Annotated in this window: 11 protein-coding genes; 3 read left to right on the top strand and 8 right to left on the bottom strand. The window is 37.2% G+C overall.

The features are described from left to right. The first annotated feature begins 172 nt into the window (after positions 1 to 172). Entirely contained in the window at positions 173 to 1,663 is a 1,491-nt protein-coding gene (locus RIV7116_RS10335) for an FAD-dependent oxidoreductase (RefSeq protein WP_015118247.1), read from the top strand. Between the two features lie 376 nt (positions 1,664 to 2,039). On the opposite strand, the gene RIV7116_RS10330 is transcribed toward RIV7116_RS10335, so the two are convergent. Continuing rightward, the gene (locus RIV7116_RS10330; protein ID WP_015118246.1) at positions 2,040 to 3,404 is read right to left on the bottom strand and encodes a cytochrome P450; all 1,365 of its coding nucleotides are present in this window, start codon (positions 3,402 to 3,404) and stop codon (positions 2,040 to 2,042) included. A 182-nt stretch (positions 3,405 to 3,586) separates the two neighbouring features. On the opposite strand from RIV7116_RS10330, the gene RIV7116_RS10325 reads away from it, so the two are divergent. Beyond that, entirely contained in the window at positions 3,587 to 4,864 is a 1,278-nt protein-coding gene (locus RIV7116_RS10325; protein ID WP_015118245.1) for a sodium:proton antiporter, read from the top strand. Here the strand turns inward: RIV7116_RS10325 and RIV7116_RS10320 are convergent. The 6 genes from RIV7116_RS10320 to RIV7116_RS10295 all read right to left on the bottom strand — a co-directional run bounded on the left by RIV7116_RS10320 (position 4,854) and on the right by RIV7116_RS10295 (position 11,541). After that, positions 4,854 to 5,354, bottom strand: coding sequence for a response regulator (locus RIV7116_RS10320; protein ID WP_015118244.1), 501 nt, complete (start codon positions 5,352 to 5,354; stop codon positions 4,854 to 4,856). The two genes, RIV7116_RS10325 and RIV7116_RS10320, sit on opposite strands and share 11 nt — an antisense overlap. Positions 5,355 to 5,761: 407 nt before the next feature. Further along, positions 5,762 to 6,853 (bottom strand): saccharopine dehydrogenase family protein, encoded by a 1,092-nt coding sequence (locus RIV7116_RS10315; RefSeq protein ID WP_015118243.1) that lies wholly within the window; start codon positions 6,851 to 6,853, stop codon positions 5,762 to 5,764. Positions 6,854 to 6,963: 110 nt separating this feature from the next. Continuing rightward, positions 6,964 to 7,254 (bottom strand): HNH endonuclease, encoded by a 291-nt coding sequence (locus RIV7116_RS10310; protein ID WP_157229275.1) that lies wholly within the window; start codon positions 7,252 to 7,254, stop codon positions 6,964 to 6,966. 428 nt (positions 7,255 to 7,682) lie between these two features. Beyond that, positions 7,683 to 9,374 (bottom strand): beta-carotene ketolase CrtO, encoded by a 1,692-nt coding sequence (gene crtO / locus RIV7116_RS10305; protein WP_015118241.1) that lies wholly within the window; start codon positions 9,372 to 9,374, stop codon positions 7,683 to 7,685. A 100-nt stretch (positions 9,375 to 9,474) separates the two neighbouring features. After that, the gene (locus RIV7116_RS10300) at positions 9,475 to 10,152 is read right to left on the bottom strand and encodes a DUF2993 domain-containing protein (protein WP_015118240.1); all 678 of its coding nucleotides are present in this window, start codon (positions 10,150 to 10,152) and stop codon (positions 9,475 to 9,477) included. A gap of 270 nt (positions 10,153 to 10,422) precedes the next feature. Then, entirely contained in the window at positions 10,423 to 11,541 is a 1,119-nt protein-coding gene (locus tag RIV7116_RS10295) for a DNA topoisomerase IB (RefSeq protein ID WP_015118239.1), read from the bottom strand. A gap of 242 nt (positions 11,542 to 11,783) precedes the next feature. Here RIV7116_RS10295 and RIV7116_RS10290 point away from each other — a divergent pair, with 242 nt between their 5' ends. Further along, entirely contained in the window at positions 11,784 to 11,987 is a 204-nt protein-coding gene (locus tag RIV7116_RS10290; RefSeq protein WP_015118238.1) for a hypothetical protein, read from the top strand. A gap of 227 nt (positions 11,988 to 12,214) precedes the next feature. Here RIV7116_RS10290 and RIV7116_RS10285 read toward each other — a convergent pair whose 3' ends face one another. Then, positions 12,215 to 13,201 (bottom strand): ATP-binding cassette domain-containing protein, encoded by a 987-nt coding sequence (locus tag RIV7116_RS10285; protein ID WP_015118237.1) that lies wholly within the window; start codon positions 13,199 to 13,201, stop codon positions 12,215 to 12,217. Positions 13,202 to 13,221: the final 20 nt, after the last annotated feature.

The raw sequence follows: 13,221 nt of genomic DNA, 5'->3' as shown, positions 1-13,221 counted from the left end.
TTGGTAATCAGGAATTTAGAGTTTTGATATCTTTGATATTAACTAATATGAAAATCTGAGAAATAAAATTTATTGTATTGGGATGTCGAATTCCAAAATTATTTTTCGCGTTACCTAAAAATAATATGATTACTGTTAACTGTTTACTGTTAACTGTTCGCATTCCTCTGAAATGAAAAAAGTAGTAGTAGTAGGTGCTGGTTGGGCTGGTTTAGGTGCCACTCATCATCTAGCAAAACAAGGTTACGATGTGACGCTTTTAGAAGCTGGTTCCTATCCAGGAGGTTTGGTTGCTGGTTGGAAAACTGAAAAAGGTAAATCTGTTGAAGCTGGTATTCACGGATTTTGGTATCCTTACAGAAATATCTTTGCTTTAATCAATGAGCTAAATATTAATCCTTTCACTACTTGGACTCGCTCATCTCAATATTCTCCCGCAGGTTTAGAAGTTGAATCGCCGATTTTTCAAGATTTACCAAGGCTTCCTACTCCTTTAGGGACTTTTATTTACACTCAGTTTCAAAGGTTGCCGTTAGTTGATAGGCTCAGCGCTTTACCTTTACTTTATGCTCTAATTGATTTTGATAATTCCGATGCTGCTTGGCGGCGTTACGATTATGTCACGGCGCGGGAATTGTTCAAGCAGTTTGGCGTTTCTGCACGACTTTACCGCGAATCTTTTGAGCCAATGTTGCTGGTGGGTTTATTCGCACCTGGAGAACAATGTTCTGCTGCTGCTGCTTTGGGAATGCTTTATTATTTTATTTTGGCTCATCAACCGGATTTTGATGTGGTTTGGTGTCGGGGTACTGTTGGCGAACAAATTTTTCGCCCTTGGGTGGATAAAATTACCCAAGCTGGGGGAAAAGTTCTTGCAAATAAACGAGTTACCGAATTAGTTACTGATGGCAATCAAGTCAAAAGTGTAGTTTGCGGCGATGAAGTTTTTGATGCGGATGCGGTAGTTTTTAGTGTCGGTATCAATGCCATGAAAAAGATTGTTGCTAATAGTGAAAGTTTACAAACTCGGTCAGAATTTCGCAATTTGAAAAATTTAAATTCTATTGATGTATTAGCAACTCGTCTATGGTTTGATCGAAAAATTAATATTCCTCGTCCGTCTAATGCTTGTTTTGGCTTTGATAAAACTACCGGATGGACGTTTTTTGATTTAAATGCGCTTCACGATGAATATAAAGACGAACCGGGAACGGTTGTAGAAGTTGATTTTTACCATGCTAATCAATTTATTTCATTGAGCGATGAAGAAATAATTCCTATAGTGCAAAGATATTTAACTACTTGCGTACCGGAATTTGCTCATGCAAAAGTAATCGACAGCAGCGTTATCCGTCTACCCCAAGCAGTAACGCACTTTTCACCCGGTAGCTATAGAAATATGCTGCCAGCAAGAACAAGTTTGAATAATCTATTTATGAGTGGTGATTGGATTATCACCCGCCACGGTTCTTTCTCCCAGGAAAAGGCTTATGTTACGGGTTTGGAAGCTGCAAATTTTGTAGTTAAATATTTAGGAAAAGGTGCAAACGCGAATATTTTACCTGTAGAAGCAGACGAAGCGCACATACAGTTTGCCAGAACAATTAACAATACCGTGCGCGGAATTGGTAAATCCATTATTCCAGATTTCTGGCTACCTTAACGCCGGTTAAATACACTATTACCTCACCCCTCTCCGATGACTTCGAGAGGGAAAGGGGGTGAGGTTAATCTGTATTTCTTGTTCCCAGGTTCTACCTGGGAATACAGTTCACGAGGCTCTGCCTCACCTTGCTTAGACTAGAGGCAGAGCCTCTTAAAATCTGTTCCCAGCCAGAGACTGGGAACCAGTTATTCTCCTTTTCTTAAGGGGGGTTAGGGGGATTTAAACGGTGTTAAAGAAACTCAGAAACTTGTGTTTACACCGTTTTAATTACTATTCCTTGAAGGTTTCAATAGTTATTTATTACCCATTACCAATTACCAATTACCAATTACCAACCCCCACAGATATGATAACTGTTTAACCCAACATGATATCAAACCTCTACTTTTACTTTCATATTTCTTTTTGCAGTTGCTACCAACCATTTACCATCTGAAGGTGCCAAAGTACCTCCGCGACGAGTTGGTTTAACTTCTTGGTTGTTAACTATAGCTAAGTCTAATTTTTGCAAAACTGTTGTTAATACTAGTTTCATTTCAAACAGGGCAAACGCCATACCAATACAGCGACGATTGCCACCTCCGAAGGGTAAATATTCGTAAGGTGAATACTGTTTCTCAATAAATCTTTCTGGTTTAAATTGTTTTGGTTCTGGATACAAATCTTCGCGATGATGGGTTAAATAAATACAAGGTGTTAACCATGTTTCTGCGGGATATTCGCAATCCATTATTTTAATTGGCGCTTTGTTAATTCGGGGAAAAGCAATTAAAGCAATGGGATAAATGCGTAATGTTTCGGCACAAACTCCATTTAGATAAGGTAATTTAGCAATTAAGCTCAAATCATCACTTGTATCAACTTTATCTAACTCTGCTAATAGTTTTTCCTTAACTTCAGGAAGATGATGAATCCAGTAAAATGCCCAAGTTAATGATGAAGCAGTAGTTTCGTGCCCTGCGACTAATAAAGTCATCAACTCATCGCGGATTTCTTTATTTGTCATTGGCTGCCCTTGTTCATCCCTTGCAGCCATCATTAAAGATAAAATATCCTCACGAGATGCATCCGGGTTATCTCTGCGTTCTTCAATTTCGGCGTACAGCAAATCATCTAATCGCTTTTGCTGTCTTAGAAAATGACCCCAGGGACTCCAAGCACCTAAATCTTTTTGTAGCAAAGGTACGAATACTAGCATAGCCCGTAAAGGAGAACCGGATACATCTAATACTGAAGCGATTAACTGCTTGATTTCGTCGTAACGTTCCCCTTCATTAAGTCCGAATACCGCTTGCAAAATAACTCTAAGCGAAATTTCTTGTATGGAAGTGCGAACTGCAAAAGGTTCGCCAATTTTCCAATCACTAATTACTTCTTCGGTGATTTTACAAATCAAATCACCATAGGATTTCATTCTGTCTCCATGAAACGGTGGCGTTAATAATTTGCGCTGACGTTGATGCTGGCTACCGTCGAGCAAAACTAGAGATTGTTCTCCTAGTAAAGATGCAATTATTTGGTTTCCTCTCCCAGAATCAAATTTATCAGGGCTGGCGGTAAAAATTTCTTTAATGGCTTGGGGATGGTGGACAAATACTGAGGGATTATCGCCAACTAAGAATAATTTAAATTTATCTCCATAAGCTTTCGCAGATTTTTCCATCATCTGCAACGGGTTGAAAATCCACTCAATCAATTGAGCAAATTTAGGAGTTTTTGGTCCTTTTACCTGTTCCATCGCTACCACTCAAAAATACTTATAGTATCAGCCTAACGATTTTTAACTGCTTTTGGTTACATTTAATTTACTCAATTGGTACATAATGCTGCTTCATCAAGTCTACCTGCGGGTGATACATAATTATTAGTTTTGCTCTTAAACTAACAGAATTATGTCGTAATAGGAGGAGTAACAATTCTATGGTGGATGTTTATATTCTGAATCTACTTGTCGTTGGTTTACTCTTGCTTTTTGTTACTTTGGGTTCTGGTGTAATTTCGCGATCGCCTTTTTCCTATGCCATTATTTATTTAATAGTTGGCATTGCAATTGGACCTTATGGTTTTGGTTTAATTGAATTACGTCACGACGGTATATTTAATGTTGAATTACTCAAACGGTTAACAGAATTAGTAGTTATTATATCTGTATTTGGTTGCGGTTTAAAAATTGCTCGTCCTTTAAAATTAAGTGCTTGGAGTATTACAATTCGGCTCATCACAATTTTGATGCCGATATCAATTTTTGCAATTGCTGCTGTAGGGAAATTCTTTTTAGGAATGGAATGGGGTACGGCAATTTTATTAGGAGCAATTTTAGCTCCTACTGACCCGGTTTTAGCTTCTGCTATACAGTTAAAAGATACAAAAGATAACGATGAATTACGTTTTGGTTTAACTAGCGAAGGTGGATTAAATGATGCCTTAGCTTTCCCTTTCGTATATTTTGGTCTTTATGCTCTTAAAGATAATAATTGGGATAATTGGATTAAATCCTGGGTAGGAGTAGATTTAATTTGGGCGATTGGTACTGGCATTATTATGGGCTTTATCGTTGCTAAAGCTATAGTCTGGCTGGATATGAAAATCAAAGAACGTCATCCCGTAGACGACTTGATGGAAGATTTTATCGCTTTAAGCGCTGTTTTTCTCACCTATTCTCTAACAGAAGTTGTCAATGGCTATGGTTTTTTAGCAGTATTTATAGCTGGTTTAGTAATGCAAAAAAGTTACCATAACTCAGAAAAACCATCAGCGCAATTAGAATTTATCGAGCAAGTAGAGAAGCTTCTAGAAATAGGAACAATTTTACTGCTAGGAACGATTTTACTATATCAACCAGTAGTTGATTTTGCATCTCAATCAATTCTAATAATTTTATTTCTTTTCTTGGTAATTAGACCTTTGGGAGTCTTCATTAGTACAATTGGTAAACGTACTATCAAAAATCCACAAAATCAAAAAATGTATCCCCAGAAGCGCTGGTTATTCGGTTGGTTTGGTATACGTGGAGTTGGTTCTTTATACTATCTTGCCTATGCTCTTGATAACGGCTTAAAAGGAGCATTAGCCGAACAAATTTCTTGGATAACTTATACTACTGTTGTTGCTTCAGTACTGCTACATGGGGTTAGCGCAACTCCATTAATGAGTTGGTATAACAAACATGTTGCGAGTAAAATCAAATCTACGGCTTAACAGGGTTAATTAATGAAGATGCTGGAACAAAAAGAAGTTGCTTAATCGCAGCTTCTAAATACTCTATTTGAAAAGGTTTTTCAATATACCCATTACAACCTGCCATCAAAGCTTCATCTCGAAACATATGGCTGGGTAAACTAGTTAGAGCAATTACCGGAACTAAATTTTGATTTTCTCTCAAATATCTAGCAACATTAATACCGTCTATTTCGGGCAACATTACTTCTAACAACACTAAGGCAAATTGATGTTTCTCTATTAATTTTAAAGCACTTTCCCCATCTTTTGCGGTAATAGCGCGGTAGCCCAATAACTTGACTATTTGTTTAGTTAACTGCAAGTTATCAGCATCATTATCAACAATTAAAACAAGTGAATTTCCAGAAAATATAGATAAACGCTTTTTCCAATAATCATTAAAATTAATAGAAAACAGCCTCGAAATGCAATTTGTATGCCTCTGTTGAATACAATCAGAATAAGCCATAAAACACCCAGATAGTAAGTTAATAGTATCAATGAGGCAAGTACAAGCGAGTCTTAAGCGCTTATTTCAATGGCTCTATTTTTAAACTAGTTACTGCTATCCGGCTCAAATAGAAGAGGATACAGCAAGCAGATATTATGTAATAATCTCTTTTGGGAAACATTGTTTTCATCAATCTTATTGATAATATTACATATTTATTTTCTATTTATAAGCGTATAAACCGCCCTATCAAAATATCTTATGTTATATGTATACAATTATAATTATGCTTTATAGATAATCAATGAATAATCCACGCCGCCCATTCATTATCCACAGCTTATTATGAGTTGCTCCCTAAGCTTGTTTATGAAACAGTTCCTTCTATGGGAAGATGCATAAGTAACTAAACCGCTTGAGTGATTCTACAACCAGTATTGGTTAATTTTTACATTCCTTTCATGCATCGTTTCTGCAAATAAATCTGTTGGTAAAGCTTCTTCTACAGTATGGACTCCTGGTTTCTTCAACTTACTTGCAAGTAGCAATTGAGCTATACTACCCGTACCATAACCGGCAGCTATTGAGGTATTCTCATGAGCTAAAGTTGAGCAATAACTTCTTGTTAAACCATCTTTTATTCCCACCACTTCCGAGCGAATTGCTACACCAATACCGCTGAAATTATCGGAAACATCAGTCATAAAATGGCTCACTTGAGATAGAAACTCTACACCACCAGAATTCTGAATCCAAGATTTAGGGAATATATTTGCCGCTATCCAGGTTAAATGGTTGTAAAAATCGGGAACTGAACCAAACTTAGTAATTACACTTTTTACTGTGGGAAAAGCTTTAGGTAAAGTGAATGTTTCGGGCATATCAAACCAGTAAACCCCACTTTTTCCGTAAGGTTCGGGAAAAGCAACAGTTTCTCTCTCCGTATATGGTTTAACCGTTTCCCATTTTCCATTTATCCAGACTTGAAAAGGATTTTGTAAGCCTAGAAAAGTAGTTCGCATTACCGTAACACCAGCGCCACCGGAACCCGCTACAACATAACTCAAATGAATATTTTCTGGTTCATCAAATTGTTCCACGCACTGACGCACCATACTATTAGAAATACCGGGAAAAATGCCTGTATTAATGATTGCCGTTACACCTTTTTGTGCAGCTTGTTCGTGAAGCGCTAATACTTTACTAGTATAAGAACGATGGTCGCTAACATCTACATAGTTGATACCTTGCTCAATGCAGATTTGCAAAACGGAAGTATCTCGGTAGTGAAAAGGACCAGCGCAATGAACCAAAATATCACTATTAGAAATAAGTTCGCGTAATCGTTCGGTATCGCTTAAATCTAAAGCAAGGTGTTTGAAACTGCTTTCTTGCTGCTTTTCTATAGCTTTGCGTCCGGTAACAGTAATTTCTGCTTGCGTATGCTTGGCTATATCTTGAGCAACGCTGTTACCTATACGTCCTCTTCCCCCTAAAATTAAAACCCGTTGTGTCATGGTCTTGCATTGGCTACGCTACATATATTCCATCAGTTTTATATATAGTTTGTCATCTGTAGCCAGGATGACATTACTCAATCGATAGGAGGATGCCAGTTGTTAATTGTTCATCGCCTTCTAGCTACAACAATAACAGCGTTGTTCATTCTAAGAGCAACAATTGTCGCTCTACCAATTGCTGTCAAACCTTCAACCTTTGTGCTATCTGGACTCCATTTAAAATTATCAAACCATATTTGTGTGCGAGGATTAAATATTGGTGCAGTTTCTCCTGTTAAAGGGTCCATAGCTTCGGTATAATCTGACTTCAATTCATTACATGAGCGACAAGCTAAACAAAGATTTTTAAAGCTAGTTTTTCCACCTTTTGAAAGCAGTTGAATATGGTCATAAGTCATAGGAATTCCGCTATTAGCTTCAGTTGTAAAATAATAGCAGCAACGTTTTTTATCGCTAATTAAAATTTTATTTTTTAAAGATTTATAATAATGAATTAATGAATTTTTTAATCTCAATATTCTGAGGTAAATAATTTTTACCTTATTTCCCGCACGACTATTACAAACATCTAGCTTATAAATTTTTTATATACAGATTAATAGCCAAAGTTGTCTTTAAAATATTTAATGGTTTCATGGCGATCGCCACAACATACTCTATGTGTAATGATTAGCAATGATTAACTACGAATAATATTGTTTTTTCACAATAGTAATGTTGGGTTACGACACGACTAATCAAAATTTTCTTTATTAGTCCAAATTAATTTTCGTGTCTAACCCAACCTACAATTATTTATTTTTGACCTTCAACCTTTAACCTTGATTTACTTCTTAAACATCGACTCAAATGTAGAAGTAATCGCTTCTTTTGCATCCTTCAAACTCATCTGCATGGGTTGCTTGTTCTGCAACAATACCCTAGCACAGTTACGTCCCGGCATTCCGGAAATTGAACCGCCTGGATGGGTTCCGGCTCCTGTTAAATACAGGTTTTCAAGTGGTGTTTTATAATTGGCGATTTCGGGTAGGGGACGGAAGAAAATCATCTGATCCAATGTCATATCAACGTGATAGTAATTCCCCTTATAAGCACCCAATCTTTCACCTAATTCTGCGGGACTTTCTACAGCACGAGCAATAGTTGCATCTTTTACGTTTGGCGCGTAATCTGCTAGTTTATCTATGACTCTATCAGCTACTTTATTTTTCAATTCATCAGTCCAGCCAGTACCATTTAAACCAGTACCGTTAGCATCTTTGATTTGATAGGGAGCAAAGAATTCAATCCACAAAGTATGCTTTCCTGGAGGTGCTAAAGTTGGGTCTAAATAACTTGGCAAGACGGCATACATTGATGGATTTTCATCGGGAATTTGTCCCAAGGTACACAAGCTATGAGCTTGTTCTACATGATGAACTGAATCAGCAATTAAGATTGAACCAACTAAATATTCATCTTTGTGTTCGTGGTGTTCAAAGCGTAGCGGTTCGTTTAATGCTAAGTCAATTTTAAGGATGGTTTCGTTATTATTGACAATACGGCGCTTCAACCTTTCATGTAAGTCTGGATCTGCTGCATCTGATTCGCTCTTATCAATCATTTGCATGAATAATCTTTTTGCATCAATGTTAGAAATTACCGCTTCTTTAGCGCGATATTCTTTACCACCTGCAACGCGAACGCCAACAGCTTTACCGTCATCAATCAACACTTTTTCCACGTGTTGCTCGGTAAAAATAACGCCACCATGACTTGTGACGCAATTTACTAATGCTTTAGTTAATGCACCAGTTCCACCACGAGGTCTTGCCATCCCCGGATTGTGACGCATCGCCATCATTATCGCACCAATTGCCAAGGTTTTTTGTGAAGGTGGGGCACCAAGTTCGGCACAAAGTCTTGCTAAAGGTGCTTTGAGAAATTCTGAATCAAACCACTCGTTGAGAATATCCTCTCCGCTGGTTAACATGTTGCGTACAAAATCCAGGGTTTTCGAGGGAGAGCCAATTACTGAAAACAAATCTTTTATCTTAGTAATATCGTAGTTACCAGCAATATCTAAGATTGACTTCGGTGGTGCGTTGAACATCGGAATCATTGCACCTAATGCACGCTGCCAATATTCAGTAAATTCCTTATACTTTGCAGCATCGCGCTCAGAATAACGAGCTATTTCCGCACAGGTTTTGTCTAAAGATTTGTGTCCCAAGAAATATTTTCCGTCTGGATGGGGACAAAATACAACTGGGTCGCAATATAAATATTCCAATCCGTATTTTTTTAATTCTAATTCCTCTTCAACTGGCCCGAGGTGGATAAATTCGTGGTCGATCGCACACAAATTAAATTTAAATCCGGGTGCTTCTTTAGGTAAAATTTCCTCTGTTGTGGCAGCACCACCAGGTACCGCACGTTTTTCTAATAAAGCTACAGTGTAGCCAGCTTTCAATAAGTAAGCAGCACAAACTAATCCGTTGTGCCCTGCACCGATAATTACAACATCATACTGTTGCATAGTTAATATTTTTGGGATATGGAATATACTGATTAATTTATATTAGTAATTACCTTTAAAAGTTACATCATACCCCAGTCATATAACCAATTTATAAAATTTATTCCGAAGAGGGTATGTTATCGGGAATTTTTGCAAGTTGGGCTTGTGCCAAAATGATTATACTACCTTTTTGTACTTCTAGAGTATTAACTCTGAATGCTGCATCTTTTAATTTAAAATAAGGCGATTTCCGCAGCTTATGGATTTTATCTATTAACGCCACCATAATTTCTAATTCGATTCCTTCGGTCGTATTGCATTTAAAGCTGTCAAGCACGATTGGCTTTTCTAAAGATTCCAGACGAACATCTGCTACAAAACCTAAAGGCTTTTTTTCTGCACCTGAATCTAAAATTATTTCTCCTTCTATTTGAATTTTCTTATTTCCCGGCAAACGAAACTGAACGTTTTGCGGATAGATACTGACGATTGATTCTTCGGTATGGAAGGTAAAAAAATCGTGCAATAGCTGGCGAACTAAATCTAATTGTAAAGCTTGATTAATATCAGCTTCTTTGGCTACTATTTTAGTCTGTGCATTTATCGGCTGATTTAATTCAACTTCGCCAAATAAAACCTTAAGTGGATTGATATCAACCTCATCGGTTTGTATTTGAAACTCAGTAAGGCTAATATCTTGTAATTTTAATCCTTTTCCTTGAAATGAAACACCGTCTGCTTTACCTTGAATTGCTTTAAGAAAATCTGTTTGTACCTCGAGATTTAGTTTAACCATTTTTCAGTTATCAACTACAAGTTATCAGTTAACAGTTGCTTATGAATTATCCACACCCTAGAGGTGAAAATTGATAATTTTTGATTCTTCACTGGTAACTGATTTAATATCACTATGTTGTAGATTAAAGCTTTATATAAAAAAATAAATCTATAATATGAAGGATATTAAATATTATTTTCTATTTATATAATTTCTAATCATTTCATTTTATCCTGACTGCGATATTCGCAAATAGTTGTAAGTATATCAGACATTTATTACAAACCATTATTTTTCAATCTTTTTTAATAAATGTTGTTCTAAAAGATTCAATACGGCTTGTTCTACCGGACGTAATTGAGAGTTTTTTTGTGAATTTTCTTTATCGCTTGGATTAATTTTTTCAATTGCAGTAGATAGCGAGCCATCTTGATATGCTGCTAAAATTCCTGGATGAACGTAATATTTACGGCAAGTTGCAGGACGATTTCCCAACTCTTGCGCGACATTTTTAATTGCCCGAACAATATTTTTCTTGGCTTGTTTTTGCGATTCAAATTCACCCATTTCATATAGTTCTTCCGCTGCTAATACGGTTCCAAACCAGGTACGAAAATCTTTGGCAGTAAAATCTAAATCGGTAATTTCATTAAGATAATCATTCACATCGCCTGAATCAATCGACTGACGTTTCTCATCATCATCAATAAATTGAAATAACTCTTGTCCGGGTAATTCTTGAATTCGCTTAACGATTTTTGCTAAACGTCGATTGCATAATTCAATATCATGGTCTACACCACTTTTACCACGAAACTTGAATCGCAATCGCGAACCGGAAATATCAACATGACGCTCTTTCATTGTGGTTAAGCCAAACGACTTATTCCTCTGGGCATACTGCTCGTTACCGACGCGAATTTTAGTAGTTTCCAAGAGCTTTATAGTAGCCGCTAAAACCTTTTCTTTAGGTAAACCGTGTTTCCTTAAATCTTTTTGTACTCTTTCCCGAATTTTAGGTAAAGCTAAACCGAAAGCAATCGTCCGATTAAATTTAGTTTGAGAACGGATTTTTCGCCAATGTGCGTGATATCTATATTGCTTGCGTCCCTTTTCATCTCTTCCCGTAGCTTGCAAATGTCCTTGAGCATGGGCACAAATCCATACTTCATTCCAAGCTGGAGGTATAACAAGAGCTCTAATTCTATTTAATTCATCTTCGCAACAGATTTTATTTCCTTCTGCATCGTAATAACAAAACCCTTTGCCTTGGCGCTGACGCTTAATACCAGGAGTTGCATCGCTGACATAAATTAAGCCCACAATTTCCGCAGATTCCGCAGGTTCAACAGCAAGAGCGGCTTTAACCTCCTGTTTTACTAGTTCATTTTTTAGCTTTAACTGCATATTACGAAGATGGAATTAAATAATAATATTTGTAAAACTACCTTGCCAGAGTTAAAGATAAATCTACTTAGAGAAATAAAACGGAATCATCTGAAGTGAGGGATTAGAGGATTTGTGTTTAAGTTTGTTCCGATGTCTTAATTAGTATTTTTTAGGAAAGATGTCTTGTAGCATTTCTATGAGCGTTAAAATTTATTAAAATATATAAGCTTTTACAAGCTTAAAGCTGATAACCTAATTTTATGGATACTCTTAATCAAGTCCTAGGAAGCGCTTTACAATTGCCTTACGAGCAGCAAGAGATGCTGATAAAAATTCTGCAAAATCGCCAACATGAAAGCCGTCGAGCAGAAATCGCAAAGGATGCTCAAAAAACTTTGGCTGATTTTCGTGCTGGTAATTATCAACCTCAATCAGCTAAAAGTATTATTGCAGAATTACGTTAGAAATATTAGTTATTCTATCGTCACTTAAAAAGTATACTCTGTTACCGCTCTTACAGGGCGATCGCCACTGTCTCTATTTTTGAGAATGCACCTATTTGACCTTTTGAATTAAGTTACTAACATCTGCTGCATCAATCAACTGATAAGAGCAGCGAGTTTAGTAAAATTAATCGCGGTAATACAATTACCCCCGAAATTGATAACTGATAACTGATAACTGCTAACTGTTAACTGCTAACGGCTCCAGCTTGAAAAACTTTCCCAATCACTTCCTCTACCGGCGGTTCTGCAACGGTTAAATCAACTACTTCTAACTCAGTTAAAATACGCGACACAGTACTAGTTAGCTTCTCTTGAGGAATCATAAAACCAACCATTCTACCGTCGTGAGCTTGCACTTCGCCGAAGGTTTCTAATCTAACTAAGTCTACAGGTTGCGCTAATTCCACATTAATCACTCGGTAGGGAGCAAACCTTTCCAAAAGTCCATCTAAACTACCGTCATACATCAATTCTCCTTGGTGAATTAGCAGCACTCGTTTGCACAAGGCTGTAATATCTGCCATGTAGTGACTGGTTAACAAAACTGTTGCTTGATAGCGCTGATTGTATTCCCGTAAAAAATCGCGCACGTTAACTTGAGCGTTGACATCTAATCCTAAAGTCGGCTCATCTAAAAATAATACCTGGGGACGATGCAAAAGCGCCGCTAATAGTTCGGCTTTCATGCGTTCGCCCAAAGACATTTTTCGTACTGGTTGAGTCAGTTTACCTTCGAGTGAAAGCATTTCGGTTAACTCTCCCACCCGATGATGAAATTCCTTGTCGGGAATACTATAGACAGCAGCGTTGATTCTCAAGGAATCGAGAGCCGGTAAATCCCACAACAACTGCTGTTTTTGTCCCATCACCAGCGTGATTTGTTGTAAAAAAGCTTCTTTTCGTTGAAACGGAATATTATTAGCAACTCTTACATTACCGCTACTCGGGTGAATTAACCCAGTCAGCATTTTGAGAGTAGTAGTTTTCCCCGCACCGTTTGCCCCCAAAAAACCAACCACCTCACCGGGTGCAATTTCAAAAGAAACGTTATTAACAGCCTTGATTTCCCGGTACTTGCGGCGAAAGAAATGAGAGACTGTACCTTTAATACCCGGTTCCTTAATAGCGACTGGATAAACTTTGCTCAAATCCTGAGCAATGATAATAGACATATATCTGATTTCAAACGGTG

Origin of the sequence: Rivularia sp. PCC 7116 (assembly GCF_000316665.1) — a bacterium.
Taxonomy (GTDB): domain Bacteria; phylum Cyanobacteriota; class Cyanobacteriia; order Cyanobacteriales; family Nostocaceae; genus Rivularia.
Note: the sequence above shows the minus strand (reverse complement) of the source record. Positions and strands in the feature narration are given on the sequence as shown.

Bases quoted from the DNA above. Each gene is read 5' to 3' on its own strand.
- RIV7116_RS10295 (WP_015118239.1), bottom strand. From the start codon at position 11,541: ATGCAGTTAAAGCTAAAAAATGAACTAGTAAAACAGGAGGTTAAAGCC.
- RIV7116_RS10315 (WP_015118243.1), bottom strand. From the start codon at position 6,853: ATGACACAACGGGTTTTAATTTTAGGGGGAAGAGGACGTATAGGTAAC.
- RIV7116_RS10325 (WP_015118245.1), top strand. From the start codon at position 3,587: ATGGTGGATGTTTATATTCTGAATCTACTTGTCGTTGGTTTACTCTTG.
- RIV7116_RS10335 (WP_015118247.1), top strand. From the start codon at position 173: ATGAAAAAAGTAGTAGTAGTAGGTGCTGGTTGGGCTGGTTTAGGTGCC.
- RIV7116_RS10310 (WP_157229275.1), bottom strand. From the start codon at position 7,254: ATGACTTATGACCATATTCAACTGCTTTCAAAAGGTGGAAAAACTAGC.
- RIV7116_RS10330 (WP_015118246.1), bottom strand. From the start codon at position 3,404: ATGGAACAGGTAAAAGGACCAAAAACTCCTAAATTTGCTCAATTGATT.
- RIV7116_RS10300 (WP_015118240.1), bottom strand. From the start codon at position 10,152: ATGGTTAAACTAAATCTCGAGGTACAAACAGATTTTCTTAAAGCAATT.
- RIV7116_RS10285 (WP_015118237.1), bottom strand. From the start codon at position 13,201: ATGTCTATTATCATTGCTCAGGATTTGAGCAAAGTTTATCCAGTCGCT.
- RIV7116_RS10320 (WP_015118244.1), bottom strand. From the start codon at position 5,354: ATGGCTTATTCTGATTGTATTCAACAGAGGCATACAAATTGCATTTCG.
- crtO (WP_015118241.1), bottom strand. From the start codon at position 9,374: ATGCAACAGTATGATGTTGTAATTATCGGTGCAGGGCACAACGGATTA.
- RIV7116_RS10290 (WP_015118238.1), top strand. From the start codon at position 11,784: ATGGATACTCTTAATCAAGTCCTAGGAAGCGCTTTACAATTGCCTTAC.